Source organism: Streptomyces sp. NPDC127106, from assembly GCF_042677605.1.
In the GTDB taxonomy this organism is placed as follows: domain Bacteria; phylum Actinomycetota; class Actinomycetes; order Streptomycetales; family Streptomycetaceae; genus Streptomyces.
The window spans coordinates 188,925-214,801 of the sequence record NZ_JBHXTC010000001.1 but is presented as its reverse complement, the minus strand read 5'-3'; the positions used below and the strand labels follow the sequence as shown (position 1 = coordinate 214,801).

At 74.5% G+C, this 25,877-nt stretch carries 20 protein-coding genes and 1 pseudogene; 8 read left to right on the top strand and 13 right to left on the bottom strand.

The window, feature by feature from the left end; translation table 11 throughout:
- Positions 1 to 160 precede the first annotated feature (160 nt).
- The 3 genes from ACFVGY_RS00855 to ACFVGY_RS00845 are packed head-to-tail and all read left to right on the top strand — an operon-like array spanning position 161 to position 6,920.
- On the top strand, positions 161 to 1,324 hold the full coding sequence (locus tag ACFVGY_RS00855) for an AAA family ATPase (protein WP_385668834.1): 1,164 nt from the start codon (positions 161 to 163) through the stop codon (positions 1,322 to 1,324).
- Complete coding sequence (locus ACFVGY_RS00850; RefSeq protein ID WP_385668832.1) at positions 1,321 to 5,034, top strand: DUF5682 family protein; 3,714 nt, start codon at positions 1,321 to 1,323, stop codon at positions 5,032 to 5,034. The genes ACFVGY_RS00855 and ACFVGY_RS00850 overlap by 4 nt, the downstream gene beginning before the upstream one ends.
- Complete coding sequence (locus ACFVGY_RS00845) at positions 5,031 to 6,920, top strand: hypothetical protein (protein WP_385668830.1); 1,890 nt, start codon at positions 5,031 to 5,033, stop codon at positions 6,918 to 6,920. Before ACFVGY_RS00850 ends, ACFVGY_RS00845 begins: the two co-directional genes overlap by 4 nt.
- Positions 6,921 to 6,955: 35 nt before the next feature.
- Here ACFVGY_RS00845 and ACFVGY_RS00840 read toward each other — a convergent pair whose 3' ends face one another.
- From ACFVGY_RS00840 to ACFVGY_RS00815, 6 genes are all read right to left on the bottom strand, one after another.
- Positions 6,956 to 7,480 (bottom strand): hypothetical protein, encoded by a 525-nt coding sequence (locus tag ACFVGY_RS00840; protein ID WP_385668828.1) that lies wholly within the window; start codon positions 7,478 to 7,480, stop codon positions 6,956 to 6,958.
- Between the two features lie 110 nt (positions 7,481 to 7,590).
- Positions 7,591 to 8,169 (bottom strand): helix-turn-helix domain-containing protein, encoded by a 579-nt coding sequence (locus tag ACFVGY_RS00835; protein ID WP_385668825.1) that lies wholly within the window; start codon positions 8,167 to 8,169, stop codon positions 7,591 to 7,593.
- Positions 8,170 to 8,179: 10 nt separating this feature from the next.
- Positions 8,180 to 9,838: a carboxylesterase/lipase family protein gene (locus tag ACFVGY_RS00830; RefSeq protein WP_385668822.1), complete on the bottom strand. Its 1,659-nt coding sequence runs from the start codon at positions 9,836 to 9,838 to the stop codon at positions 8,180 to 8,182.
- Positions 9,839 to 9,892: 54 nt separating this feature from the next.
- The gene (locus tag ACFVGY_RS00825) at positions 9,893 to 10,402 is read right to left on the bottom strand and encodes a DinB family protein (protein ID WP_385668819.1); all 510 of its coding nucleotides are present in this window, start codon (positions 10,400 to 10,402) and stop codon (positions 9,893 to 9,895) included.
- Positions 10,403 to 10,550: 148 nt separating this feature from the next.
- Positions 10,551 to 10,739 carry a DUF6381 family protein gene (locus ACFVGY_RS00820; RefSeq protein ID WP_385668816.1) on the bottom strand — a complete coding sequence of 63 codons (189 nt, stop codon included), beginning with the start codon at positions 10,737 to 10,739 and terminating at the stop codon, positions 10,551 to 10,553.
- A 329-nt stretch (positions 10,740 to 11,068) separates the two neighbouring features.
- Positions 11,069 to 12,151 (bottom strand): PHP domain-containing protein, encoded by a 1,083-nt coding sequence (locus tag ACFVGY_RS00815; RefSeq protein WP_385668813.1) that lies wholly within the window; start codon positions 12,149 to 12,151, stop codon positions 11,069 to 11,071.
- A 203-nt stretch (positions 12,152 to 12,354) separates the two neighbouring features.
- Between ACFVGY_RS00815 and ACFVGY_RS00810 the strand changes: the two genes are divergently transcribed.
- The 3 genes from ACFVGY_RS00810 to ACFVGY_RS00800 all read left to right on the top strand — a co-directional run bounded on the left by ACFVGY_RS00810 (position 12,355) and on the right by ACFVGY_RS00800 (position 14,945).
- Positions 12,355 to 13,716, top strand: a complete 1,362-nt coding sequence (locus ACFVGY_RS00810) for an FAD-dependent oxidoreductase (RefSeq protein ID WP_385668810.1) — start codon at positions 12,355 to 12,357, stop codon at positions 13,714 to 13,716.
- A gap of 150 nt (positions 13,717 to 13,866) precedes the next feature.
- Complete coding sequence (locus ACFVGY_RS00805) at positions 13,867 to 14,253, top strand: hypothetical protein (protein ID WP_385668807.1); 387 nt, start codon at positions 13,867 to 13,869, stop codon at positions 14,251 to 14,253.
- Positions 14,254 to 14,315: 62 nt separating this feature from the next.
- Positions 14,316 to 14,945 carry a HutD family protein gene (locus ACFVGY_RS00800; RefSeq protein ID WP_385668804.1) on the top strand — a complete coding sequence of 210 codons (630 nt, stop codon included), beginning with the start codon at positions 14,316 to 14,318 and terminating at the stop codon, positions 14,943 to 14,945.
- 24 nt (positions 14,946 to 14,969) lie between these two features.
- Here ACFVGY_RS00800 and ACFVGY_RS00795 read toward each other — a convergent pair whose 3' ends face one another.
- Positions 14,970 to 15,410 carry a MarR family winged helix-turn-helix transcriptional regulator gene (locus tag ACFVGY_RS00795; protein ID WP_385668801.1) on the bottom strand — a complete coding sequence of 147 codons (441 nt, stop codon included), beginning with the start codon at positions 15,408 to 15,410 and terminating at the stop codon, positions 14,970 to 14,972.
- A 138-nt stretch (positions 15,411 to 15,548) separates the two neighbouring features.
- Here ACFVGY_RS00795 and ACFVGY_RS00790 point away from each other — a divergent pair, with 138 nt between their 5' ends.
- Positions 15,549 to 17,054: an MFS transporter gene (locus ACFVGY_RS00790; RefSeq protein WP_385668798.1), complete on the top strand. Its 1,506-nt coding sequence runs from the start codon at positions 15,549 to 15,551 to the stop codon at positions 17,052 to 17,054.
- Between the two features lie 38 nt (positions 17,055 to 17,092).
- Here the strand turns inward: ACFVGY_RS00790 and ACFVGY_RS00785 are convergent, their stop codons facing one another.
- The 5 genes and pseudogenes from ACFVGY_RS00785 to ACFVGY_RS00765 all read right to left on the bottom strand — a co-directional run bounded on the left by ACFVGY_RS00785 (position 17,093) and on the right by ACFVGY_RS00765 (position 23,883).
- Positions 17,093 to 17,974, bottom strand: a complete 882-nt coding sequence (locus tag ACFVGY_RS00785; RefSeq protein WP_385668796.1) for a pirin family protein — start codon at positions 17,972 to 17,974, stop codon at positions 17,093 to 17,095.
- 127 nt (positions 17,975 to 18,101) lie between these two features.
- On the bottom strand, positions 18,102 to 18,773 hold the full coding sequence (locus ACFVGY_RS00780; RefSeq protein ID WP_385668793.1) for a hypothetical protein: 672 nt from the start codon (positions 18,771 to 18,773) through the stop codon (positions 18,102 to 18,104).
- A 188-nt stretch (positions 18,774 to 18,961) separates the two neighbouring features.
- On the bottom strand, positions 18,962 to 20,977 hold the full coding sequence (locus ACFVGY_RS00775; RefSeq protein WP_385668790.1) for an RICIN domain-containing protein: 2,016 nt from the start codon (positions 20,975 to 20,977) through the stop codon (positions 18,962 to 18,964).
- 313 nt (positions 20,978 to 21,290) lie between these two features.
- A pseudogene (locus ACFVGY_RS00770) lies at positions 21,291 to 21,667 on the bottom strand (EamA family transporter); the annotation flags it as partial.
- A 194-nt stretch (positions 21,668 to 21,861) separates the two neighbouring features.
- Positions 21,862 to 23,883, bottom strand: a complete 2,022-nt coding sequence (locus ACFVGY_RS00765; RefSeq protein WP_385668787.1) for a galactose oxidase-like domain-containing protein — start codon at positions 23,881 to 23,883, stop codon at positions 21,862 to 21,864.
- Positions 23,884 to 24,099: 216 nt separating this feature from the next.
- Between ACFVGY_RS00765 and ACFVGY_RS00760 the strand changes: the two genes are divergently transcribed.
- A complete protein-coding gene (locus ACFVGY_RS00760) occupies positions 24,100 to 24,759 on the top strand; it encodes a DUF4360 domain-containing protein (protein WP_385668784.1) in 660 nt (219 codons plus the stop codon).
- Positions 24,760 to 24,813: 54 nt separating this feature from the next.
- On the opposite strand, the gene ACFVGY_RS00755 is transcribed toward ACFVGY_RS00760, so the two are convergent.
- Positions 24,814 to 25,782 carry an AraC family transcriptional regulator gene (locus ACFVGY_RS00755; RefSeq protein WP_385668781.1) on the bottom strand — a complete coding sequence of 323 codons (969 nt, stop codon included), beginning with the start codon at positions 25,780 to 25,782 and terminating at the stop codon, positions 24,814 to 24,816.
- Positions 25,783 to 25,877: the final 95 nt, after the last annotated feature.

Below are 25,877 nucleotides of genomic sequence, written 5' to 3'. Positions count from 1 at the left end.
GCCGGCGAGGGACCGGCCCCGGTGCGGGCACCCGCGGTGCGGCTCACCCCCGCGCGCCGCGGGTGCCCGCACCACGGGCCGGCCCTCCCCTCCCTTTCCCCGTTTTCCGTTTCTTCCACTTCATCTGTTTCGTTCTCCCGCCGAGTTTCCGAGGACTCCCATGACGACCGTCACCGAAGACGCTGCCGCCGCCCCGGCCCGCCAGACGCTGCCCGCCGAAGAGCGGTACGCCACCGAACTCGCCTTCCTCGCCGCCCAGGACACCGGCCCCCGCCCGCCGGGCTGGGCGCTGACCCCGCGCGCCGTCGTCACCTTCGTCTGCGGCAGCGACGGCGCCGAACTGGCCCTGCCGAAGCGCCGGGCGGGCCTGCCCGCCAAGCTGGTCATCGCCCCCAAGTTCGTCGGCGAACGCGCCCTCGTCGAGCGCTGCGTCGTCACCCTCGCCGGCGAGCGCGGCCTCCTCCTCACCGGCGAGCCCGGCACCGCCAAGTCGATGCTGTCCGAACTGCTCGCCGCCGCCGTCTGCGGCACCAGCGCCCTCACCGTCCAGGGCACCGCCGGCACCACCGAGGACGCCTTCCGCTACGGCTGGAACTACGCCCTGCTGCTCGCCCAGGGCCCCACCCCGCAGGCACTGGTCGACTCCCCGGTCCTCTCCGCCATGCGGACCGGGCGCGTCGTACGGGTCGAGGAGATCACCCGCTGCCTGCCCGAGGTCCAGGACGCCCTCGTGTCGATCCTGTCCGACCGGCGGGTCAGCGTGCCCGAACTCGCCGCCACCGAGGACGCGGTGGTCAGCGCCGCCCCCGGGTTCACGGTCATCGCCACCGCCAACCTGCGCGACCGCGGCGTCTCCGAGATGTCCGCCGCCCTCAAGCGCCGCTTCAACTTCGAGACCGTCGACCCCATCGCCGACGCCGACGCCGAGGCCACGCTGATCCGCCACCAGGCGGTCGCGGCCGTCCAGCGCGCGGGCGCCTCCTTCGGCGTCGACGACGCCGTGCTCGACGCACTCGTCACCGTCTTCCGGGACCTGCGCTCCGGGCGATCCGCCGAGGGCTGGGACGTGGAACGCCCCGGTACGGTCATGTCCACCGCCGAGGCCGTCCAGGTGGCGACCTCGCTGGGCGTCGCCGCCGCCTACCTGCCGGGCGGCGACGTCCTGGACCTGCTGCCCGGCCACCTTCTGGGCGTGGTCCGCAAGGACGACCCCGCCGACCACGGCCGCCTGCTCGGCTACTGGGACGGCCCGGTCCGCCGCCGCGCCGAGGACGGCTCGGCCATGTGGCGCCGCCTGTGGGACCTGCGCGGGAGCCTGCGATGACCACTACCGCCCTGCCCGCGGGCACCCCGCCGCCCGCCGCCGTCCCGGATCCGGACGCCGATCCGCGGGACACCGTGGAAGCGCTCGCCGCGTCCCGGACGCCGTACCTGCTGGGGGTGCGCCACCACAGCCCCGCCCTGGCCGCCGTGGTGCCGGCCCTGCTGGACGCCTCCGGGGCCGACGTGGTCTGCGTCGAGCTGCCCGCCGACTTCCAGCCGTGGCTGGAGCACCTCGCGGACCCGGAGACGCAGGCCCCCGTCGCCCTCGCCGGCAGCGGACTCGACGGCCGACTGGCGTTCTACCCCTTCGCGGACTTCTCCCCGGAGCTGGCCGCGATCCGCTGGGCGCGGGCGCACGGCGCCGAGGTGCTGTGCTGCGACCTGCCGCTGTCCGACCCGGGCTGGACCCCGCACCCGGCCGCCGACCCGGGGGCGGCCGCGGAGCCGGTTCCGGACGCCGCCGTGGAAGGGGAACCGGCCGCGGATCCCGCCGCCAACCCCGGCTCCGGCCCGCGGGGCCGCTCGTACGCGGGCGCCCTCAGCGCGGCCGGCACCGGCCGGGACGGCGACGACCTGTGGGACCGCGCCGTCGAGGTGCTGGCCCCCGGCTGCACGCCGGAGGCCGTCCGGCGTGCGGCCCTCGGCGTCGGCTGGGCGCTGCGCCAGGACGCGGCCGCCTCCGGCGTCCCCGCCGTGGACCTGGCCCGCGAGGAGCGGATGCGCGCGGTCATCGCGGCCGCGGCCGCCGGGGGCCGGCGCGTCGCCGCCGTCATCGGAGCCTTCCACGCCCCGGCCCTCCTCGACTCCGCCGCCGGTGCCGCGCGCGCCACCGGCGGCGCCGGTGCGTCGGCCCGAGCGGGGGCGGGCAAGGCCGAAGCCCCCGCCGACGAGGCCGTCACCTCGTTCGTGCCCTACTCCTTCGACCTGCTCGACTCCCGCTCCGGCTACCCCGCCGGCATCCGCGACCCGCTGTGGCAGCAGGCCGTCCTGGAGGCCGGCGGTGACCCGGAGCGGCTGCGGACCGCGGCCTCCGCCGCCGTGACCGGCCTGTGCCGGGAACTGCGCCGGGCCGGCCACACCGCCGGGACCGGGGAAGCCGCCGAAACCCTGCGGCTCGCCTGCGACCTGGCCGTCCTGCGCGGCCTGCCCGCCCCCGGCCGCGGCGAACTCCTGGAGGCCGTCACCACCGTCCTCGGCCAGGGCGAACCGCTGGGCCGCGGCCGGGCACTGGCCCGCGCCCTCGAAGCCGTGTTCGTGGGCACCGGCCGGGGCCGCACCACCCCGCGCGCCCCCCGCTCCGGACTCGGCCCCGGCGTCGAGGCCGAACTCACCGAGCTCCGGCTGCCCGGCCCGGAGGACCCCGCCTCCCGCGAGGTCCGCCTCGACCCGCTGCGCTCCCCGCTCGACCGGCGCCGCGAAGTCCTGCTGCAGCGGCTGGCCGTCCTGGGAGCCGGGTACGGGGAGCCGCTCGACGTGGCCGCCACCGGCGACGGCACCGCGCTGGGCACCAAGTGGCGGCTGAAGTGGACCCCTTCCGTCCCGGCCCGTCTCGACCTCGCCGGGGTCCGTGGTGTCACCGCCGCCCAGGCGGCCGCGGGCACCCTGCGCGACACCGCCCGCCGGGCCGCCGCCGACGGCGGCCCGACCCCCGCCCAGATCCTCGCCGGCCTCACCGCCGCCGCCCGCTGCGACCTGCCCGAGCTGGTCGCCGTACGGCTCGACGAGGCGGCCGCCGTCCTGCCGCAGACCGCGGCCCTGCCCGAACTGCTGGAGGCGCTGGACCTGCTGGAAGGGCTCTCCCGAGGGCACTTCCCCGTCGACTCCGACACCGTGCCCGCCACCGCGGGCGCGCTGGCCGGCGAGCTGCTCGACGCCGCCGTACGCGCCCTGCCCGGCCTCGCCGGCAGCGAGGACCCCGCCGACGCGCGGGCCCTCGTCGCCCTCGCCGACCGGGCCGCCGCCCGGCACCTCGGCCTGCGCATGGACGAGGCCCTCGCCGGCCTCGCGGCCGACGGGTCCCCGCTCATGCAGGGCGCGGCGCACGCCGTCCGGGTCCTGCTGGACCTCGACGCGGCCGCCGGCCTCGGCGACCGCGCCGCCGGCTGGATCGACAGCGCCGCCACCCCGGACGGCCGGCGCGCCCTGACCCGCCGTCTGGGTGGTCTGTTGGCCGCGGCCGGACCGCTGCTGCAGTCCTCCGCGGCCGCCCTGCTCCCCGTCCTCGACCGGATCGACGCGCTCACCGACCAGGACTTCCTGGACCGGCTCCCAGCCCTGCGCGGCGGCTTCGACACGCTCGCCCCCGCCGCCCGCGACCGGCTGCTGGACACCGTCACCGAACGGCTCGGCGACCGCGTCGACCTCACCCTCGACGCGCCGCCCGCCCTGCTCGCCCTGTGGGCCGCCGCGGACGCCGCCGGGGCCGCGGCACTGAAGGCCCTGCCCAGCCCGGGGCACGGTGCCCCGGGTCCGGATGCGGCGCCGGCCGATCCACCCCAACCCGCACGAGCACCCGGTCCCGTACCCGTACCCGTACCCGTGGGCGACTCCGAGCCGCAGCACGGACCGGGAGCCGCGACGGACAGCGGGCCGCAGCGGCTCGCCCCCGCCGACCGGTGGCGGCTGCTCCTCGGCCGGCAGCGCGACCGCCTGCCCGCCGGCGCCCGCCGCTACGCCCACGCCCTGGACGAGCTGTACGGCGCGGGCCGCGGCGAGGGCTCCGCCGACCTGGACACCGGCGGCAGCGGCGGAGGCCAGGAGGCCTCGTTCCCCACGGCCCGCGAATGGGCCGAGGAACTGGAGGCGATCTTCGGCGCGGACGTCCGGGAGGAGGTGCTCGCGGCCGCCGCCGACTCGGGCCGCACCGACGTGCTGACCCAGCTCGACCCGGCCGCCGTACGCCCTTCCGTGGAGCTGCTCAGCTCGGTGCTGTCGCTCGCCGGCGGCCTGCCGGAAGCCCAGGTCGCGAAGCTGCGTCCGCTGGTGCGCCGCCTCGTCGACGAACTCGCGAAGGAGCTGGCCACCCGGCTGCGCCCGGCGCTGTCCGGCCTCAACACCCCGCGGCCCAGCCGCCGCCCCGGCGGCCGGCTGGACCTGGACCGCACCCTGCGGGCCAATCTCGCCCACACCCGCCGCCTCGACGACGGCAGCCTCGCCGTCGTCCCGGAGCGGCCCGTCTTCAGCACCCGGGCCCGCCGCGAGGCCGACTGGCGGCTCATCCTGGTCGTCGACGTCTCCGGCTCCATGGAGGCCTCGGTCATCTGGTCGGCGCTGACCGCGGCCGTCCTCGGCGGTGTCCCGACCCTGTCCACGCACTTCCTGGCGTTCTCCACACAGGTCGTGGACTTCACCGACCGGGTCGACGACCCGCTGTCGCTGCTGCTGGAGGTCCGCGTGGGCGGCGGCACGCACATCGCCGCGGGCCTGGCCCACGCCCGTTCCCTCATCACCGTGCCGAGCCGCACCCTCGTCGTCGTGGTCAGCGACTTCGAGGAGGGCGCCCCGATCGGCGGGCTCCTCGGGGAGGTGCGCGCGCTGGCCGCGTCCGGCGCCCACCTGCTCGGCTGCGCCGCGCTCGACGACACCGGCACGCCCCGCTACTCGGTGTCCGTCGCCCGGCAGCTCGTCGCCGCCGGGATGCCGGTGGCCGCCCTCAGCCCGCTCGCCCTCGCCCGCTGGGTGGGCGACCGCCTCCGTGGAGAAACCCGTTGAGCACCGCCCCGTCGCCGCTGCCACCCGTCGCCCCCGAGGTCCTCGCCGAAGCCGTCGAGAACCTCACCGCCCGGCTGCGCAAGAAGCTCGACGCCGCCGTCGAGGGCTGCGCAGCCGGCACACCGGCCGCTGAGCAGGCCGCCGACGGCAGCATCGGCTTCCGCTTCGGCGAGGACGCCGTCGTGACCCTGCGGCCCGGCCCCGGCGGCGCGGTCACCACCGCCGAACAGGCCGTCTGCAGCTGCCTGCTGGCGCCGCGCTGTCTGCACCGGGCCGCGGTGCTCGGTGCGGCTCCGCTCGCCGACGCCGCACCGCCCGAGCCCGAGCCCGAGCCCGAGACCGAGACCGAGCCCGAGCCCGATCCTGCGCCTGAGTCCGGGGCCGGGGCCGGGGGGCAGCACGCCGTACCGGCGGTGGGGCCCGCGCCGGCGGAACCCGAACCCGCCCGGGCCGCCGCCCTCACCCCTGCCCAGACCTCCGCCGCCTCCGCCCTGTGGCGGGCCGCCGCAGAAGCACTCGCGGCGGGTGCCACGGCCGGCGGCGCCGTCGTCCAGGCCGAGCTGCTGCGCGCCGCCCACACCGCCCGCCTCGCCGGGCTGCCCCGCGCCGAGGCCGCCACCCTGCGGCTCGTACGCGGCCTGCGCGCAGCGCGGGAGCGCAGCGGCAGCCACCGGCTCGCCGACCTCACCGCCGCCTTCCGCGAACTCCTGCACATCGCCGCCGTCCTGGCCTCCGGAGCGGCCGACCCCGCCCTGGCCGGCAGCACCCGGCGCGCCTACCGCCCGGGCGGCAGCCTGCGCGTGCACGGCCTGTGCCGCGAGCCGGTGCTGTCCGCGACCGGGTACGGGGGAGTGGTCACCCACCTGCTGGCCTCCGACGGGGGACGCTACTCGGTCTCCGACGTCCGCCCCGGCGGCCTCGCCCGCGCCAAGGGGGCCGGCTCCGCGTCGGTGGCGCTCGGTGGCGCGGTCCTCGACCACGCCGGCCTGGCGCGCGGAGGGCTGCGCATCTCCGGGGCCACCGTGTCGCCCGACGGCCGGCTCGGCGCCGGCCGCGGGGTGCAGGCGACCCCGCTGCCGGGCGTCCGCTGGACCGAGGAACCCGCCGCGGCGCTCTTCGCCCGCCCGGCGGCCGAGGCCGTGGCCGCGCAACTCGCCGACCCCGACCCGGAGGCGGCCGGCCCGGTACTCCTGGGCTGCGACGTCACGGTGGTCGGCGCGGCCGGCGAGGACCTGCTGGTCCGCGAGATCCGGACGGGGGAGGACCCGGCCGCCCCGCTGCTGCGGCTGCGGGCCGCACACCCCCACCCGGAGCTGCCGCACCGGGAGAACCTGCGCCGGATCGCCGCCCACCCAGGCTTGGCGCTGCGCGTCCTCGGCCGCCCCGACCTGGACCGCGCCGCCACCCTGCGCCCCCTCGCCATCGGGCCGGTACCGGATGCGGAGCACACGCTGCGGCTCCCCGACGAATGGTTCGGCCGGGCCGACCTCGGCTACGAGCGGCTCCAGGGCAGCCACTTCCCGCCCGGCACCGGCCCGGCCGCGGCACCCCACCCCACGGCCCCCGGGCCGGACCCGCTGGCCGACGCACCCCTGTGGCGGGTGCGCCGCCTGCTGGAGACGGGGGTTGCGGGCGGGCGGCGGGCCGTCGCCGAATCGGCCCGCGGCAGCGAGCCGCCCGCCACGTACGGGCCACTGCGCCGGGCCGGGTTCACCGCGGCCGCGGAGTTGGCGACGGCCCTGGCCGCAGAGGCGGACCGGCGTCCCCGCGACGCGTTCGGCCGCCTCACCGACCCATCGGCCGACGGCTACGCCTGGGCCTGGCTGTCCGCGGCCACCCACCTGGCCGCCGCCGAACGGTCCCTGGTGGCCGCGTCCTGGACCTGATCCCCGGCACGGGCACGGGGGCAGTGCGCGTGGGCTCAACCGAGCCGTGCAGGTCCGCGCAGCCAGGCGTCGAGTGCGGCGAAGTCGGCGTCCGTGAGCCCGAACCGGGCGTCGACACGCTGGAGCAGGGCCCGGCCCGGGTGGTGCGCCTCCACCCAGGCCCGGTCCGCGTCGGTGATCTCGTCGTCCACCCAGGCGAACGGCCGCCCGGCCGCGTGCTCGAGGAGGGGGCCCGCCTTCCAGTGCGGCCGGCCCCGCCCCGCGCCCGGGCCGTCGCCGTCGGAGGGGTCCGGCCAGGCCACGACGGGCAGCTCCGGCAGCCCGAGCCGCGGCCCGACCCACGCGTTCGCGTCGGCCGTCCACGTCGTGGCCCACACCAGCTGACCGGGCAGGGCCAGCAGGCGGGGGCCGAGCGCGGGATCGAGCCGGGCCAGCAGCGGGTTCCCGTCGTCCGGGGAGCCGTACAGCGGGTAGCCGCACGGGAGTTCCCGCGGCGTCGCCCCGAACGGGATCAGCGGACCGTCGACGTCGAGGAAGACGAAAGGCAGTACGGTTTCCATCACCGCGATGATGCCGCACGCAGAGCCGGGCCGCGGCCACGGGCCGACTGCGGGAGGGGCAGCCACGGGCCGGCCTCGAGACCGGCAGCCTCCGGCCGGCTACGAGGCGGCTACTTCTCCCGCGGCTTCGCGCGTACGTGGACGCGCTCGCTCTGCGGGCCGAACAGGCTGAGGACCTCCACCGGGGCGTCCCCGGTGCTGCCGAACCAGTGCGGCAGCCGGGTGTCGAACTCCGCCGCCTCCCCGGCCTTCAGGACGAGGTCGCGAGCGGCGAGGACCAGCCGCAGCCTGCCGCTCAGCACGTACAGCCACTCGTACCCCTCGTGCGTCCGCGGGTCGGGTGTGCTGCGGGACGCCGGGATGACCATCTTGAAGGCCTGGAGCCCGCCGGGGTTCTGGGTCAGCGGCACGATCGTCGTGTCCGCCCGCCGGATCGGCTTCAGCCGCACCCGCGGGTCGCCCACGGGCGGCGCCCCGACGAGCTCGTCCAGCGGCACCGCGTAGGCGCGCGCCAGCGGCAGCAGCAGCTCCAGGTTGGGCCTGCGCTCGCCGGACTCCAGGCGGGACAGCGTGCTGACCGAGATGCCGGTGGTCTGCGAGAGCCGGGTCAGCGTGATGCCGCGCTCCTTGCGCAGGGTGCGCAGCCGCGGACCCACCGAGGCCAGGACGGCGGCATCGTCGTTTGCCATGACGGCAAGCCTACGGTGCCCGGTCGGCGGCTTCCCGGGCGTCCCACAGCGCGCACCGGTGTTCCGCCCGTGCGTCCACCGGGACGGTGCCGTCCGGGCCCGGCGCGAGGGACAGCACGGTGGCGCCGGTTGCGAAGCGGGGCCACGCGGGAGCCCCGGCCACCCGGGGCACGCCGGTGCGGGCGAAGCCCGTCCAGTAGCCGATCATGCGGTCGGACAGGGCGCGCTGCGGCCCGGTGAGGGGCACCGGCATCGTGAACAGGTAGGGCAGTTCGAAGCCGTGCGCCGCGCCGTAGGGGAAGCCGTCCAGCGGGGGCAGCCCGGTGAAGTTCGGCGCGTCCCGGTCGCCGAACCGGTACGCGTACGTCGGTACGTACCGGGCCAGGGCCCGGCCGTCCCGTAGGGCGGGGCAGAGGAACGAGGCGTCGGTCACGACGGCGGCCCAGGCCAGGGCGGGCGTCGGGTAGTCGCCCACGGGGTAGTGCGCCTCGACAGCCGGTGCTGCCGCGGTTCCGAAGGACCGCACCACGCGGGCCCGGTAGGCGGCTTCGTCGGCGATCGGGGACGCGGCCAGGACGATCCGCAGGAAGAGCCGCATCTCGTCGAGGTTGGCGCCCTGGACCACCGGCACCCGGTGGAAGAGGCCCGACTGCAGGGCCCGGCGGGGTTCCACGGGCAGCATGCCGTTGCCGTACGAGACGAGGGAGAAGCGCTGCATGAGCGCCGGCGTCGCCAGCGCGGCCCCGTCCAGCGCCCGCAGGCAGTCCAGCGCGGCGGCCGGATCCGCCCGGCCGCAGCCGAGCGCGGCCGCGGCGGCGGTGCCCGCCGCGGTGGTGGTCTCCTCCGGGACGAAGGGCTCGTACCGGGGTTGGGAGGGCAGCACGGCACCGGGCGGCGTGCTGAGCGAGCAGCCGCCGCTCTGGACGACCGCCCGGTGGAACAGCCCGGCCGAGCCCGGGGAGGTGAGGTGCGCGCACACGCTGAGCGCTCCCGCGGACTCCCCGAACACCGTGACGTTGCGCGGGTCGCCGCCGAAGCGGTGGATGTTCGCCCGCACCCAGCGCAGCGCCGCCTGCTGGTCGGCGATCGCGAAGTTCGGGGCTCCGCCGAGCCCCGGATGCCCGAACAGGCCGAAGATCCCCAGCCGGTAGTTGGCCGTGACGACCACCGCGTCCCCGCGGACGGCGAGGGCCTCGGCCCGGTACGGGTCCCCCGCGCCCCAGGCGAAGCCGCCGCCGTGGAACCACACCATGACGGGCCGCGCCCCGGGCCGTCGCAGCCCGCCGGACGGAGCGGGCGGCGGCGCGGTCACGTTGAGGTAGAGGCAGTCCTCCGATCCGGTCAGGGTGCCGGGCCCCAGCTCGGGCGTCTGTAGGCAGCGGGAGGCGGGTGCCCCGGCGTCGCGGACGCCGTCCCGGCGCGCCGGGAGCCGGGGGAGCCGCCAGCGCAGCGGGCCCGTCGGGGGAGCGGCGTACGGGATTCCCTCGAACGTGTCGTACGTGCCGTGGGCCCGCCCGCGTACCGGCCCCTGCTCGGTGTTCACCACGGGCTCGGCGGTGCGCCCGGGCCCGGCGCCGGCCGCGGGGGCAGGGGCCTCGACCGCCAGGGCGGTCCCCAGGAGGGCGCACAGCAGGGTGGCCATCCGTCCGGCGCGGCGCGTTCGGGCCACGGTCGACTGCCTTCCGTCCTGGAGCGAGGGAGCTGAGGGGGCGTCCGGCGGGGCTCACTGCCGCCCGAGCACGCCCCGTACGTACGCCGCCTGGCCGGCGTGCTGCAGGTCGTCGGCGAGGACGCTGACCAGCCGCACCCCCAGGGTGACCGGCGGGTCCCAGCCCTCGTCGACGATCCGTTCGAGGTCGGCCGCGGCGAGGCCGCGGATGAACCCGAGGCTCTGCTCGTGCACGGCGTCGAAATAGCCCAGCAGCAGCTTGCCCGAGTCGACGCGGACCGTCCCGACCTGCTTCGCGCTGTGCCCGAACCCGGTGTCCTCGGCGGGCAGCGGCAGCGCGAACCGGGCCGCCCAGTCCTGGGCCGTCCAGACCTGCTCCAGGCCCGAGGCGTCCGCCACGTGATCGTCCTGTACCCGGGTCAGATGCCACACCAGCCAGGAGATCGAGTTCGCGTGCGGGTCGAGCCGGGCGTTCAGCTCCTCGGCCGACAGCCCCTCGACCGCCTCGTGCACCACCTCCCGGATCCGCCCGTACCCGTCGGCCAGTACCTGTGTCGCCTTCATGCACCGTCCCCAGACTCGTCACACCGTCGGACCCGTCGGATTCGTCGGACCCGTCGGTCCCGTCAGACGTCCGTAGCGCCGCCGTGCCTGCCGGACGGCACCGGCCGGAGCCGTGCGGCGGCCGGCCGATGCCCTGGACCATCGACGCCTACATCGGATCCATACCCCGATCGTCGATCTTGCTCTCCTGCTCGCTCTGCTCCTGCAGCCGGCGGGCCTTGTCCTGCAGCCGGCGGCGCTCCTCGGGGTCGGTGGAGCGCTCGGCGGCCCGGTTCAGCTCCTGTGCCTTCTCGCGCAACTGCCGGACGCGGCCGCTGGATCCGCTGGAAGCGTTCATGATCTCTCCTCGGGGGTGGGGTAGGAAGAGCGGAATCAGCGAAACAGCAGTGTCGCGGGGACGCATCTCGAACCGGTGCCCCGCGGGCCCCGCCCGGAGCCGCTGCTCCCCCGTTTGCCCCGCGAATGGCGCAGCGCGGACGGGCGACGGTGGACGGGACCGGTGTGCGCCGCCCGCCGCGCCCGCCGACCGGCGTCAACGTGCAGACCCGTCCGTCGGCGAACGGAGCCTTCGGTGCGGTGAGTGCCTCCTTGGCCTGGGCGGGTGTCGCAGCGGTGCCGTGCGCCGTGGTCGCGGCGCCGCTCGCCGGGCCGGCGCGGGCCGACCGGTCACCGAGGGCGGGGGCGGGGGCGGGCGCCGGTGGCCGAGCGTGCGGACGCGGCCGGGGTGCGGGTGCGGGTCCAGGCCAGCAGGTCCTCCTCCCGCCAGGTGTTGACGACGCGTTCGGCGGGCACCCCGCACTCCACGGCCCGTTCACAGCCGGTCGGCTGCCAGTCCAGCTGGCCGGGCGCGTGCGCGTCCGTGTCGATCGCGAACAGCGTCCCGGCCTCCACCGCGAGCCGCAGCAGCCGGCGAGGCGGGTCCAGCCGCTCGGGCCGGCTGTTGATCTCGACGGCGGTTGCGGATTCGGCGCACGCGGCGAACACCGCCTCCGCGTCGAACTGCGATTCGGGGCGGGTCCGCCCGGTCACCAGCCGTCCCGTGCAGTGGCCCAGCACGTCCATCAGGGGGTTGCGCACGGCGGTGAGCAGCCGCCGGGTCATCGCGGGTGCGTCCATCCGCAGCTTCGAGTGGACGGACGCGACGACGAGGTCGAGCCGGTCCAGGAGTTCCGGTTCCTGGTCGAGGGAGCCGTCGGGGAGGATGTCGCACTCGATGCCGGTCAGCAGCCGGAAGGGCGCCCAGGTCTCGTTCAGCTCCGCCACCACGTCCAGCTGCTCGCGCAGCCGGTCCGGCGACAGCCCCCGTGCGACGGTCAGGCTCGGCGAATGGTCGGTGAGCACGGCCCACTCGTGGCCCAGCTCGGCCGCGGTCCGGCCCATCGCCTCGATCGTGCTGCCGCCGTCGGACCAGTCGGAGTGCAGGTGGCAGTCCCCGCGCAGGGCGCGGCGCAGCGCCCGGGCGGCGGGGGTCGCGGACGGCCCCTCGGGATGCGCCGCGATCTCGTCCTCCAGCTTCTGCAGGTAGCCCGGAACGGCCCCGCCCAGCGCCTCCCGCACCACCTGGGCGGTTTTCGGCCCGATGCCCTTGACGGCTTCCAGCGTTCCGGCGGCGGCCCGCTGGGCGACCTCGTCCTCGCCCATCCGGTTCAGCGCGTCCGCCGCGGTGCGGAAGGCCCGTACCCGGTAGGTCGGCGCCTGGCCGCGCTCCAGGAGGAAGGCGATCCGCTGCAGTGCAGCCACGGGGTCCATCGGCTGTCTCCCGAGATCGTCGGTTTCCTTCCAGTTTCCCCCTGAATGCCCGGGCTGCAGGGGAACCGGCCACCCTCAAAGCGATGCTTTGAATGGTCATAAGTTAGAGTTATGAGGCCATAAACGGGGGGCGGGTGCCGGGTTAGGTTGCCCTTAGTTTAGGGTTCCCTTTGATCCAGTTTTTCGGTCGAAGGGAACATGTCATGCCTCGCCCTCTGCGGGTAGCAATCGTCGGCGCCGGCCCGGCCGGCATCTACGCCGCCGACGCGCTGCTGAAGTCCGAGGCCGCCACTGCCCCGGGGGTGTCCATCGACATCTTCGAGCGGATGCCCGCGCCCTTCGGTCTGATCCGGTACGGCGTCGCCCCCGACCACCCGCGGATCAAGGGCATCATCACCGCCCTCCACCAGGTGCTCGACAAGCCGCAGGTACGCCTCTTCGGCAACGTCGACTACCCGGGCGACATCACCCTCGACGAGCTGCACTCCTTCTACGACGCCGTGGTCTTCTCCACCGGTGCCACCGCGGACCGTGCGCTTCCCATCCCGGGCGTCGAACTCGACGGCTCCTACGGCGCCGCCGACTTCGTCTCCTGGTACGACGGCCACCCGGACGTCCCGCGCACCTGGCCGCTGGAGGCCGAGAAGGTCGCCGTCCTCGGCGTCGGCAACGTCGCCCTCGACGTCGCCCGCATCCTCGCCAAGACCGCCGACGAGCTGCTCCCGACCGAGATCCCGGCGAACGTCTACGACGGCCTCAAGGCCAACAAGGCGGTGGAGATCCACGTCTTCGGCCGCCGCGGCCCCGCGCAGGCCAAGTTCAGCCCGATGGAGCTGCGCGAGCTCGACCACTCGCCCAGCATCGAGGTCATCGTCAACCCCGAGGACATCGACTACGACGAGGGCTCGATCGCCACCCGCCGCTCCAACAAGCAGGCGGACATGGTCGCCAAGACCCTGGAGAACTGGGCGATCCGCGACATCGGCGAGCGCCCGCACAAGCTGTTCCTGCACTTCTTCGAGTCGCCCTCCGAGATCCTCGGCGAGGACGGCCGGGTCGTGGGCCTGCGCACCGAGCGCACCGAGCTCGACGGCACCGGCAACGTCAAGGGGACCGGCCAGTTCACCGACTGGGACGTGCAGGCCGTCTACCGGGCCGTCGGCTACCTCTCGGACGAGCTGCCCAAGCTGCCGTGGGACGTCGAGAGCGGCACCGTCCCGGACGAGGGCGGCCGCGTGATGGAGGCGGGCGAGCACCTGCAGTCGACGTACGTCACCGGCTGGATCCGGCGCGGCCCGATCGGTCTCATCGGCCACACCAAGGGCGACGCGAACGAGACGATCGCGAACCTCCTCGAGGACCACGGCGCCGGCCGCCTGCACACCCCCGCCGAGCCCGCCCCGGAGGCCGTCGAGGCCTTCCTCGCCGAGCGGAACATCCGCTACACGACGTGGGAGGGCTGGTACCGCCTCGACGCCGCGGAGAAGGCCCTCGGCGAGCCGCAGGGCCGCGAGCGCGTGAAGATCGTCGAACGCGAGGACATGCTCAAGGCCAGCGGGGCCTGATCCCCCGACAGGGGCCCGCCGTCACCGGCGGGCCCCGTTTCCTTTCTCCCCCGGCCCCCAAGCGGCCTCCGGGGCCCGGTGGTTGACCCCTGAGGGGGGAGTCCGGTGGATCGGCTGCACGGGGGGCGGGCGGGCACTACCGTGGCGGGCATGAGTGCCGATGACCTCGATCCCGAGGACGTGTGGCCGCTGCCGCCGGCCTGGATGTTCGGCTGCACCAAGTGCGCCCGCCTCTACCGTTCGATGAAGGAGATCCAGGAGGCCACGGCGGAACTGTGGCTGACGGGGGAGCGGGACATCGACTGGGACCCCATGGACAGCGGCCCCGGCTCCCGGATCCGGCTCGCCCGGCACATGGCCCTCACCCACCAGGACCTGCTGCCCGACTGGGCCCCGACCTGCGCGCGGTGTGCCGAGCACCGGAGCCGGGTCGAGAAGACCGCCGCCTCGGACCTGGGGGCCGGAGCCGCCCTCGTGGGCGCCGAGCACCGGGCCGCCCACCTCTTCGTCCCGCCGCGCGGCCTCGGCCTCGTCTAGGCCGGGCGGGCTTGCTAGGTTCCTGTCGTCACGGGAGTCACGGGAGTCACGGGAGGGTCGCCATGCAGGTCGCAACGGGTGGCGGAGCCGTACCCGGCGGGAGCCGGGTCAGGATCCTGCGCGCCGGTGACCGGCCCGCGGTCGCCTGGAAGAACGGCGGCGGTGTGACCCGGGAGATCGCGGCCTGGCCCGAGGGGGCCGGCACGGACGACTTCGCGTGGCGGGTGAGCCTCGCCGAGGTGGCCGCGGACGGGCCGTTCTCGGCCTTCCCTGGCGTGGACCGTACGCTCACCCTCGCCGAGGGGGCGGGCATGGACCTCACCGTGGCCGGCTCCCACCGCCTGGTCGGCGAGCGCTTCGTGCCGCAGGACTTCCCCGGTGACGCGCCGACCGGCTGCCGGCTGCTGGCCGGGCCCGTCGTGAACTTCAACGTGATGTGCCGCCGGGGTGCGGCCCCGGCGCAGACCGCTGTCGTCCGCGGCTCGCTCACGCTCGCGGCCGCACCGGACGAGGTCCTGCTGGTCGTCGCCCTGGAGGGTCCCGCGCACCTCGCGGCCGAGGGGACGAGCACCGTCCTCGACCGCCACGACGCGGCACTGGTCGGGGCCTGCCCGACCGGCGGGCCGTTCACGGGGCTGCTGCGCAGCCCGGGGCACACCGCCGTGGTCCGGCTGTCCGGTCGGCTCGGGTAGGCCGCCGCCGGGGCCGTCCTCGCCCTAAGCGCTCTTCTCCAGGCCCGGGCGTAGACGCTCCAGCAGGGCGTACAGCGTTGCCCGCTCGGCCGTGCCGAGCGTGTCGAGCGCGCCGTGCGTGGCCTGCATCTCCTCGCGGACCCGCCGGATGATCTCCCGGCCGGCGTCCGTCGCCACGACGTTCTTGACGCGCCGGTCGGCCGGGTCGGGCTCGCGCCGCACCAGGTCACGGGCTTCGAGGCGGTCCACGATCCCGGTGACGTTCGACGCGTCGCAGACCAGCAGCGTGGCCAGCCCGCGCATGGGCAGCGGGCCCTCGAGCTGCGCGAGGACCTTCGCCTGCGTGGAGGTGAGCCCGTAGCGGGCCGCCGCGGAGGCGAAGTCGCGCCACTGGGCCGTGCCGATGGCGGCGAGCAGCTCCAGCAGCTGGAGCTTGGTGGGGGTCTCGGGGGTCGTGGCGCTCATGCTTCGAGCGTACTCAAGATCGTTGACATTATCAACTATTTACTTGACTGCCTTAAATGTCTGCACCTACCGTCTGTCGAGTTACTTGATGACATCAAACATCTGCGACATGAAGCAGTGAGAAGGTATTCCCCGGACATGAGCACCGCCGCCCCCGCCCCCGCCGACGGCAGGACCCGCAACGAGACGGTCATCGTCTTCGCCCTGAGCCTGGCCGCCATGGTCGTGTCGATGATGCAGACCCTGCCGGTCCCGATCCTGGGCCTCATCCGCGCCGACCTCGGCGCCTCCACCGCCGGCGTGAGCTGGGTGACCACCGCCACGCTGCTCTCCGCCGCCGTCTTCACCCCGCTGCTCGGCCGTTTCGGCGACCAGCACGGCAAGAAGGCCACCCTGGTGGCCGTCCTCGGCGTCATGGTCGCGGGCTCCGTCATCGCCGCCCTCGCGACCTCGCTCCCGCTGCTGATCCTGGGCCGCGTCCTCCAGGGCGCCGCCACCGCGATCTTCCCGCTGGCCCTGTCGGTCCTGCGCGAAGAGGTCCGGCCGCAGAAGTTGCCCGGCGCGATGGCCCTCGTCAGCGGCACCCTCGCGTTCGGCAGCGGCCTCGCGCTCGTCGCCACCGGCCTGCTCACCTCCGGCTCGGGCGCCGACTACCGCAACGCCTTCTGGATGGCCACCGGCTTCGCCGCGCTCGCCCTGCTCGCCGTCGCCTTCCTGGTCCCCGCGACCCGCCACAAGACCGGCGGCCGCACCGACCTCCTCGGCGCGCTGACGCTCGGCCTCACCCTCCTGCTGCTCCTGCTGCCCGTCTCGCAGGGCCACGACTGGGGCTGGACCTCCGGCCGCACGCTGGGCAGCTTCGCCGGCGCGGCCGTCATGGCCGCCCTCTGGGTCCTCACCGAGCTCAAGGTCGCCGAACCCCTCGTCGACATGCGCATGTTCGTCCACCGCCCCGTGCTCATGGCCAACCTGGCCGGCGTGCTCGTCGGCTTCGGCATGTTCGCGAACTTCCTCGGCGTCTCCTACCTCGTCCAGATGCCCGAGGCGCTCACCGGCTACGGCTTCGACGCGTCCGTCCTGCGCGCCTCCGTGCAGTTCCTGCTGCCCGGCGCGATCGTCTCACTGCTCGCCTCGCCCGTCGGCGGGCAGCTGGTCCGCCACCGCGGCCCGCGCGCCGCGCTGGGCCTGGCCGCCGCCCTCGGCGCCCTCGGTTTCGGCTGGCTCGCCCTCGACCACGGCCACACCGCCTCGGTGATCGGCGCCGGCGTCGTCGTGGGCGCGGCCGTCAGCTTCGGCTACGCCGCGATGCCCGCCGTCATCATGGCGAGCGTCCCGCACCACCAGAGCGGCATCGCCAACGGCATCAACTCGATCTCCCGCTCCACGGGCAGCGCGATCGGCAGCGCCGTCGTCACCACGATCCTGGCGTCGAAGACCATCGAACACCTCCCCGCCGGCGCCCCCGCCCTGCCCGCCGAGTCCGGCTTCACCGCCACCTTCTGGATCGGTGCCGTGGCCTTCGCCCTGGTCGCGGTCATCGCCCGGGTCGGCCTGCGGGGCAGCTTCGGGCACGCCGCCGCCGCTGCCGCCCCGACGGTCCCTGCGGACGCCCCCGCCCCCGCCAAGCTCGCCGAGCCGGTCTGAGCGGGCGAGCGGGCCCGCGCCCACCGCTGTCCGGGGTCTCAGACGGCGATGTGGCCCATCAGGCCGCGCTGGTAGTCGAGCTGTGCCTGGCGGATCTCGGCGGCGGTGTTCATGACGAACGGACCGCTGCGGGCCACCGGCTCGCCGATCGGCTCGCCGGCCAGGACCAGCACTTCGGCCGCGTCGCCGGGGGCCGAGACGGCGAACCGCTCCCCGTCCCGGGCGAAGACGGCGAGGTGGCCGTCGGGAAGCTCGGTGTCGGGGGTGGCCGCCGTACCGGACAGGACGTACACCATGGCGTTGTGCCCGGCGGGGACGGTGAACTCGGCGTGCCCGCCGGCCGCGAGGCGGGCGTGGACGACGAGCACGGGGGTGTGGGTGTCGAACGGGCCGCTCACCCCGTGCGTGGACCCGGCGATCACGGTGAGCTCGGCGGCGCCGTCCTCGGTGGTGACGGTGGGGATGCCGTGCGGGGCGGAGCCGTACTGGACGCGCGGCGGCGTCGCCTTGAGCCGCGCCGGGAGGTTCACCCAGATCTGCAGGAGGTGCTGCGGGCCGCCCTCGGCGAGCAGTTCGGGGGTCGGGCGGGCGAGGTGGACCAGGCCCGAGCCGGCGGTCAGCCACTGGACCTCGCCGGGTTCCATGACCCGCTCGTTCCCCTCGGAGTCGATGTCCTCCATCGCGCCGTCGATGACGTACTGGATGGTCTCGAAACCGCGGTGGGGGTGCGGCGGCGCGCCCTTGGCCTCGCCCGGGCCCAGCACGTGCGGGCCGACCTGGTCGACCATGAGGAACGGGTCGACCAGGGGCAGTTCGGGCTGCGGGAAGGGGCGGCGGACCGGAAACCCCTCGCCCTCGAAGGTGTGGAACGGGCGGAACACCCGGGCGGTGGAACGAACGGCGGCGGTGGTGATGTTCATGCCCCGAGCGAACGGCATCGCCCGGACCAGCGTCAACGCGGTCCCCTTGGGTTGTCAGGTCGCCGACGCGATCCGGCCGGAAACGCGATCCGACCGGACGCGATCCGGCCGGGGCGGGCCCGCCCGCTCAGAGTCGGCGTGCGCGGGCCCGGCGGACCAGCACGCCGACGGCCGCTCCCGCGAGGGCGATCACGGCCACGCCCGCGGTGGTCCACCAGACGGTGCTGTCGCCGCCGCTCTTCGCGCCGGCGGCCGCGGGCGCCGACGGCGAGGCCGGCGCGGCGGCGGGCGACGGGGACTGCGCCGGAGCCGCGACCGACGGCACGGCCGAGGGCGCCGCGGCCGAGGCGGACGGGTCCACCGGCACGGGAGCGGTCGGCGCCGCGGAACCCGCGGGCGGTACGGGGTCCACGACCGGCACGTCGACCTCGCGTTCGGCATGTCCGAGCGCCGGGAAGCCGACGTCGATGGTCACCTTCCAGGTGCCGGGCGGCAGGACCTCGGCCGTGCTCCAGCCGACGCCCTGGCCCCGCACGAGTCGCCAGGGCCCCTGCGTACGGGTCCCGTCCACGCTGGTCGCGTTGACGGTGGCGGCGACGTTCTCGTCGATGGCGTCCCCGTCGTTCTCCCAGGTGATGTCGGTGGTGACGTGTCCCTCCCGCTGACCGGTGATCACGACCTTGAGGGTGTCGCCGTGGGCATGGGCCGTCGTCGGCACGGCGAGGCCCAGGGCCGGGGCGAGGAGCAGGAACAGGGCTCCGATTCCGGTGCGGACGGGGAAAGCGTGTCGTGTGCGCATCGTTGTGGTGCTCCCTGGTGCGGTGGGATGCGAGGGGTGCCGCAGCCTCAGCGGCTGCGGTGCGGACCGCTGCGGTGCCGCGCCGCGCGGTGGGGGGCGCGCGGCGTGGTGCGGTGGTGCGGTGAACGTGAGGGGCCGACGGACGGCCGTGTGGGGAACGGCCGTCCGCCGGCAGTCGGCGGCTCGGGTCAGGCGGCCTTCTGGACCGTCCAGACCTGGTTCGCGCGGCCGTCCGCGCGCTGGAGGTCGAGCAGCCACTCGCCGTAGTACGGACGGTTGCTCACGGTCAGGGCGTAACCGCCGCTCGGGTCCGTGATGGTCGTCGTACCGTTGCGGGAGCCCAGCTTCCACTGCTGCGTGGAGCCGTTGCCGCACGGCTGCTGCGCGATCCACATGCCCTGGGCCGCGGCCCCGCCCGTCTGCAGGCACTTGCCGGAGACGGCGGACTTGATGCGGACCAGGCCGTTGCCCGCGTCCTCGAACAGCCACTGCTGGTGGGCGTAGCCGTTGGCCCGGGCCCCGACGAGGATCGTGCCGTCGGCGCTGCGGCCGCCCCACAGCTCGGCGGTCATGCCGGTGCTGCCGTTCTGGAGGGTGTAGCGGGTGTTGGGGGCGGTGTCGTTGCCGCCGCCGCCCGCGGTGCGGAAGACCGTGGTCTTGCCGGCGCCGCTGTCACGGCCGGCGCTGTCGCGCACCGAGACGGCGACCTTGTACTCCGTGCCGGCCTGGAGGTTGTAGATGCGCACGGACTGCGACTGGACCCACGTCAGGTGCTTGCCGTTCAGCAGGACCTGGTACCAGTCGGCACCGTCCACCTTGGGCCAGCTGACGACGACCGAGGTCGACTGGATCTGACCGGCCGTCACCGTCGGTCCGCCGGTCGGCTTCTTCGTCGGCGTGGGCGTGGGGGTGGGCTTCTTGGTCGGCTGCGGGTCGGGGCCGGGCCCCGGGTCCGTACCGTTGCCGCCCTTGGACTTCATCAGGAACTGGTTGTCCGCGATGTTCCAGTGGGTGGCCAAGTAGCTGCCCGGCTTGGGGCTGGTGTGGAAGTAGTCGTCGTGGTTGCAGTCGAGGATGTTCTCGGACGCCTTGTTGGTGCAGATGTTGCGCATCTGCGGGTAGTACGGCGTGTCCGAGTAGCACATCACGTCCCACTCGTCGGTGCAGTGGGCGCCACGGCTGGTGTTGGGGGCGCTGTTGTTGACCGCGCCGAGGTTGTGGCCCAGCTCGTGGGCGGCCGTGTGCCCGCCCCAGCAGCCGGAGTCCGTACGGCCGTAGGAGGGACCGAAGTTGCTCTGGTTGTTCTGGCCCGGACGCTCGTCACCGGCGAACGTGCCGATGCCGCAGTAGACCTGGCTGTCCGCGAAGATCATGTACTTGCGGTCGCGACGGTCGAGGCCCTTGGACGCGAGCGCCTTGTTGGTGGCGTTGAAGTCGGCCATCGCGGAGGCCGGGAGCTCGATGTTGAGCACCGTCGGAGTGCAGTCGGCTGCCGTCACGTAGCGGATGTGACGGACGCCGCCGGTCTCCTGGGCGCTGTTCGAGTAGATGAGGTCCGCGTCGGCCGCCCACTTGCGGAACGAGGCGAAGTACTCGGAGTACCGGTCGCGGTCGGGACCGTGGACGTAGACCACCTGGACGCGGTTGCCGCTGCTGCCGTCGCCTTCGCACTGGACGGTCTGTCCGGCGGGCCCGGCGGCGGCGGTCTGGCTGGCGGTGCCGCCCGTCGCGGCGGGCGCCGGCGCGTCCTTGGGGGCGTCCTTGGCGGCCTTGGCGTCGGCGGCGGGCGCGTCCTGAGGACGCCCGCTGCCTTCCGCGGCAGGGGCCTCGGGCTTGGCCGGATCGGAGGCCACGGCCTGCGACTTGACGGCCGGGGCGACGTCCTTCTTGATGTCGACGTCCTTGGGCGGGGCGTCCGGGCCGTGGCTGCACAGCCCGGTCTCCGTGCGGTAGACGCCGACGCACCGGTCGCCCTTCGGCGCGGCCTTGAGGCCGTCGTAGACCATGCCGCGGTCCGCGTCGTTCGCGGGCTGTTCCTTGAGGGGCTCGGGCTCCGCGTCACGGGCCGGCGCGGCGGCCGGCGTGAGCGTCTCCGCGGCCGCCTGCGCGGTCGTCTCGGCCTGGGCGTCGTCGCCGAGACCGGAGTAGGCCAGACCCCCCGCGATCACCGCCGCCGAGGCCACGGCGGCGGTGACGAGTATCAAGCGGCGCGGTCTGCGCCGGTGTTCGGGCTTCCTTCGACGGTGACCCGTCATGCGCACCTCAAATCCTTGGTCGGAGGAGTGGGTGCGAGGGAGCCTGCCAGATGGGCGACGTGGAGAATTCGGACAAACGGGAACGCTGGTCAAGATATCTGACTGTTACCTGCTGATCCGATTTGATGAACAGTCAATTTCCTTGATTTGAAAGGTAGTTACGCGCGTAGGGGCAGAAAGGTCCAGTCCTTTTGCGAGATCTCGTTATCAAATCGAGATAAGACGATGTGGCTTGTTGACGACAATTCAGTCAGGGATTCATCTAAACGCTACGGGTCGAATTCCCACTGTCACGAGCTGTGAGGAATCCTCTGTTCCGCCCTAGGAACACGCCCGTGAGGGTCAGTAGGACCCGCACAGCTGCTGAGCCGTGAGCCCCTCCCCTGCGAGCGCGGTGCCCAGCAGTACGCCCGTCACCGGGTTGAGGAGCCCTGTCAACCCCGCCGTCGCGGCGGGGAGGTGTCGCAGACCCCCGAACCAGGCGGCGAAGGCCGATGCCGTCGCCACGACGGTCACGTAGCCGAACCCGAGCAGCGCCGGACCGTCGACCCCGGCTGGCTCCCCCTCCAGTGCCGCGGCGAGCGGGAGCAGCAGCAGGCCACCGCCCAGGAATTGCCAGGAGGTCGACGCGAGGACGCCGGCGCTCATCGACCGTGCGTTCACCGAGCACATGGAGAACGAACGCGCCCTGCTGGACGGCCTCTCCGCGCAGGACGCAGCCCAGCTGGAGGTCCTCCTGACAGCCTGGCTGGCCAGCATCGAGCCGCCGCCCTCGTCCTGACGGGTGGTGGCGTGCGTCGTCGGCGCGCTCGGTTCGTGGACGGTACGGGGCCTCACCGGCCGCCGAGCTTCACCCACTTCCCCGTGCTCGGCACGCCCGAGCCGTCGAGCAGGAACAGCAGGTAGTAGCCGGGAGGGGCGTCGGCGGCACTCGGTGGCGTCCGCAGGCCGATCGTGCCGGCAGCCTTGGTGCTCCCGGCCTTGGTGTGCACGGCCTTGGTGTTCCCGGTCTTGGTGTTCCCGGTCTTGGTGTTCCCGGTCTTGGTGTTCCCGGTCTTGGTGTTTCCGGCGGCCGGGCGGGCCGTTACGGCGAGGTCGAGATGGCGCTGACTGGTGTTCACCGCGTGCGTGACCGTGGTCGGCGCGAGCAGCACGGCCCGGGTGACCGCCTCCGCCGTGGAGCTGGCCACCTCGAAGTCCTTCCCGTACCCGAGTTCGCCCGCGGGCACCCGGTCCAGGGCGGGCCGGCCGCCGCCCTGGTGCAGGTACGGCGGCTCGTACAGCTCGATGCTGCCGTCCATCTCGTCCCCGATGTCGGGGTCGTTGGCGATCTGCTGGAGCTCGTCGCCGGTGACCATCACCCGGCCGTCCGGCAGGACCAGGGCGTTCGAGTGGTACCCCCGCGGCAGCCGCTGCGCCGGCCCGAGCCGCCACCGGCCGCGCGCGTCGCGCAGCTCGATCTGCCGGTACTTGAGGTCGGCCTTGGGATTGAACGGCCCGTACCCGTAGTTCCGGGTGTCCAGCGCCCCGTTGACCGTGAGCAGCGTTCCGTCCGGGAGGATGAGCGTGTCGTCCTGGGTGCGGCCGAAGGCCCGCGGTTCCTCGGTGGTCCACCGGCCGCCGGACAGCCGGTATGTGTTCGGGTCCCGCGGATCCCCGCCGAGGACCAGCACCGAGTCGGGGCCGCGCAGTCCGGCGGGCAGCGGCACCGCCGAACCGTAGCCGCGGAAGTCCGCCGGGCGACGCGGCAGGTCGGTCCGGGTCTCCTTGACCGGGTCGAACAGCCACTGCTGGTCGGCGTCCCGCCCCAGGCCGTAGATCATCCCGTCGCGCAGCGAGAACAGGTGCGGGTAGTCGTTCCGGAACGGCGCGTCCACCCGCAGCCGCTCCGGCGCCAGCCCGACGGGGATGTCGTACGGGCGCCGGGGCACGGGATGCCGCAGTGCGGGGAAGCGCTCCACCACCGGAGTGGGGGTGCCGGTACCCCGCTCCGACTGCCCGGACATGATGATCTGCCGGCCGTCCGCCCCGGTCACCACCGACGGGTACCAGCGGCCGACGGCCATGTCCTTGTTGCGGAACCAGGTTTCGGTCCACGGGTCGAAGACGAACGACAGCTTGGCCCCGCTGCCGCCCTTGCCGCCGGTGTTGCCGCCGAACACCCCGACCATGCCGTTGGGCAGGTACGCGTGCCCGGCACAGAAGAACGGCGCGGGGCGCGGGACGTACAGGCCGTCGGGCATGAGGACGGTCGGCGGCTCCACCTTCCTGAACGCCCGGGCCCCGGTACCGCGGGAGGGGTCCCACAGGAAGGCGCGGCCGGCGTTGGTCCGGCCGATCCGGTCGGTGGGGCCGGTCTCCTTGGTGGGGTTGACCTCCACCCGCTCGAAGGAGAACAGCAGCACCTTGCCCGTGGGCAGCAGGGCCGCGTGCACGCCGAAGTCCGGCGAGGGGAAGAAGTCCGTGAAGCGGCCGAACCGGGCCGCCGGGAGCCCGTCGTTGGTCCGGCTCTGGGAGAGGGCCAGCGAGGCCAGGCCGGAGGTGCGCTTCGCCTGGGGGTACTCCTCGGCGCCCGCCTCGGCCCGGCGCCGCTGGGCGTGTGCCCGGGCGTGTTCCTCGCCGAGGACGGCGGCTTCGCCGGGATCCGGCACCACCGGTGTGAGGGACGAGGCCCGCGCGGCGGGTGCGGCCGGTTCGGGGCCGCCGGCATGGCGGTGGACGTGCGGGTGGGAAGCGTGTCCGTCCACCGCGGCAGGAGCCTGGGCGGCGGCCGGGGCGAGGGAGGTGAGTGCGGCCACGACCGTACCGGCGCAGAGGACGGTCGAGCGCCGTCGGAACCCACCACGACCCGCCATGAGCTGCTCTCCTCCCGATGCCTGAAAGCGCCCAGAGTAGAAGAAAACGGCCAAAAGGTGCGGTTCGACTCCCCGCGCTGCGACGGTCGGCGCTTCACGCAGGGCCATTCGGCCGTCGGACGCTGATGGTGAAACGTTTTTGCGGTGAATCGGGGAGTCCGACGGGGTGAGCCCCCGTGCCCGGCGCCGTGGACGGTCGTCCGACGGGGGCTATCCATGGCGACTGTGATCAAGCCACTTCGCACCGCACTGACCGTCGTCGCCGCGACCGGAAGCCTGGTCGCCCTGTCGCCGGCGGCCACCGCCGCGCCCGTCGCTCCACCGGGCAAGGTGACCGTCGACGTCGCCAGCGTCAACGGCTCGGGCTGCCGTCCCGGCACGGCGAGCGTCGCCGTCGCCCCCGACAACTCGGCCTTCACCGTCACCTACAGCGACTACCTGGCCCAGGCCGGCGGCAACAGCCCCGTGACCGCCGGCCGCAAGAACTGTCTCCTCTCCCTCGTCGTCAACGTCCCCCAGGGCTTCACCTACGCGGTGGCCAAGGTCGACTACCGCGGCTTCGGCAGCCTGGCGGAGGGCGCGATCGGCACCCAGAAGGCCAGCTACTACTTCCAGGGCATGAGTCAGACCGCCTACCGGACCCACCAGTTCCACGGCGCGCTCGAGGACAACTGGCAGGTGACCGACACCGCGAGCATCCAGGCCCTCGTCTTCGCCCCGTGCGGCGAGAAGCGCAACCTCAACATCAACACCGAACTGCGCGCGGAGGTCGGCACCTCCGACCCGACGAACGTCAGCTACATGACCGTCGACTCCACGGACGGTGGCATCGGCACCGTCTACCACTTCTCCTGGAAGGAGTGCCCGGCCCGCTGACGTCCGCCGGACCCGGAGCCGTGAGCGCAATGAGGCGCGCAGTGCCCGCGCAGCTCACGGCTCCTGCGCCGCCCGGGCCCGGTAGCGCCCGGGCGTGGTCCCGAACTCCCTGCTGAACGCGTGCGAGAAGGCGTACGCGGTGCCGTACCCGACCCGGCGGGCGATGGTGGCGAGCGGATCCGCGGTGTCGCGGAGCAGGGCGGCCGCGTACGTCAGCCGCCACCAGGCGAGGTAGGCCATCGGGGGCCGGCCGACCAGTGCGGTGAACCGGCGTGCCAGCGTGGCCCGGGACACCCCCGCCTGCGCGGCCAGCCGCGCGCCGGTCCACGGCGCGGCCGGGTCCGCGTGCAGGGCGCGCAGCGCGGCGGCGGCGACCGGGTCGCCGAGGGCGGCCGGCCAGGATCCCCGGGAGCCGTCCGCCGTCCACGCGCGGATCATGTAGACGAGCAGCAGGTCGAGCAGGCTGGGCACCGCCATCGCCGAGCCGGGCCGCGTCCCGCCCAGTTCTCCGCCCAGCAGGTCGATGGCGGCCCGCAGTTCGGGATGGCTGCCCACACGGTTCGGCAGGTGGACGACCGCCGGCAGCTCCAGCATCAGCGGATGCACGCGGCTCCGGTCCAGCCGGTACTTGCCGCACAGCACTTCCACACCGGGCCCGTCCTGCCTGTCCGGCCCGTCCGGCCCACCCCGCCCGTCCGGCCCCTCCGAAACCGACAGCGTCCCGGACCGTGTCCCGTCCGGCCCCGGCTCGAACGGCACCGCCCGTGCCACCGCCGCCGCGTCGGCGGGGGAGTCGGCCATCACGTGGCCCGTACCGTGCGGCAGGAGCACCGCGTCCCCGGCGCCCAGCGAAACCGGCGGCCCCCCATCGGGCAGCAGCCAGCAACTGCCCTCCAGTACGACGTGGAAGCCCGCCCCGTCGTACGGGTCGAACCGCGTGCACCACCGCCCCCGCACCCTGGCCCGTTGCGCGGAGGGCCTCCCGACCCGGACTGCCGAGATCGCATCGCTGATCACGTCCACAGCCCCAGCGTATCCTTGTCGTCGCACGGCTGAGACAACTGCGTATTCCCGCGAGCCGAATGCGCATTGAGCGGCTCAACCGCCCCTTCCTACGG

Coding starts and splice junctions, on each gene's coding strand:
- ACFVGY_RS00855 (WP_385668834.1), top strand. CDS start 161: ATGACGACCGTCACCGAAGACGCTGCCGCCGCCCCGGCCCGCCAGACG.
- ACFVGY_RS00850 (WP_385668832.1), top strand. CDS start 1,321: ATGACCACTACCGCCCTGCCCGCGGGCACCCCGCCGCCCGCCGCCGTC.
- ACFVGY_RS00840 (WP_385668828.1), bottom strand. CDS start 7,480: ATGGAAACCGTACTGCCTTTCGTCTTCCTCGACGTCGACGGTCCGCTG.
- ACFVGY_RS00835 (WP_385668825.1), bottom strand. CDS start 8,169: ATGGCAAACGACGATGCCGCCGTCCTGGCCTCGGTGGGTCCGCGGCTG.
- ACFVGY_RS00825 (WP_385668819.1), bottom strand. CDS start 10,402: ATGAAGGCGACACAGGTACTGGCCGACGGGTACGGGCGGATCCGGGAG.
- ACFVGY_RS00820 (WP_385668816.1), bottom strand. CDS start 10,739: ATGAACGCTTCCAGCGGATCCAGCGGCCGCGTCCGGCAGTTGCGCGAG.
- ACFVGY_RS00815 (WP_385668813.1), bottom strand. CDS start 12,151: ATGGACCCCGTGGCTGCACTGCAGCGGATCGCCTTCCTCCTGGAGCGC.
- ACFVGY_RS00810 (WP_385668810.1), top strand. CDS start 12,355: ATGCCTCGCCCTCTGCGGGTAGCAATCGTCGGCGCCGGCCCGGCCGGC.
- ACFVGY_RS00805 (WP_385668807.1), top strand. CDS start 13,867: ATGAGTGCCGATGACCTCGATCCCGAGGACGTGTGGCCGCTGCCGCCG.
- ACFVGY_RS00800 (WP_385668804.1), top strand. CDS start 14,316: ATGCAGGTCGCAACGGGTGGCGGAGCCGTACCCGGCGGGAGCCGGGTC.
- ACFVGY_RS00795 (WP_385668801.1), bottom strand. CDS start 15,410: ATGAGCGCCACGACCCCCGAGACCCCCACCAAGCTCCAGCTGCTGGAG.
- ACFVGY_RS00790 (WP_385668798.1), top strand. CDS start 15,549: ATGAGCACCGCCGCCCCCGCCCCCGCCGACGGCAGGACCCGCAACGAG.
- ACFVGY_RS00785 (WP_385668796.1), bottom strand. CDS start 17,974: ATGAACATCACCACCGCCGCCGTTCGTTCCACCGCCCGGGTGTTCCGC.
- ACFVGY_RS00780 (WP_385668793.1), bottom strand. CDS start 18,773: ATGCGCACACGACACGCTTTCCCCGTCCGCACCGGAATCGGAGCCCTG.
- ACFVGY_RS00765 (WP_385668787.1), bottom strand. CDS start 23,883: ATGGCGGGTCGTGGTGGGTTCCGACGGCGCTCGACCGTCCTCTGCGCC.
- ACFVGY_RS00760 (WP_385668784.1), top strand. CDS start 24,100: ATGGCGACTGTGATCAAGCCACTTCGCACCGCACTGACCGTCGTCGCC.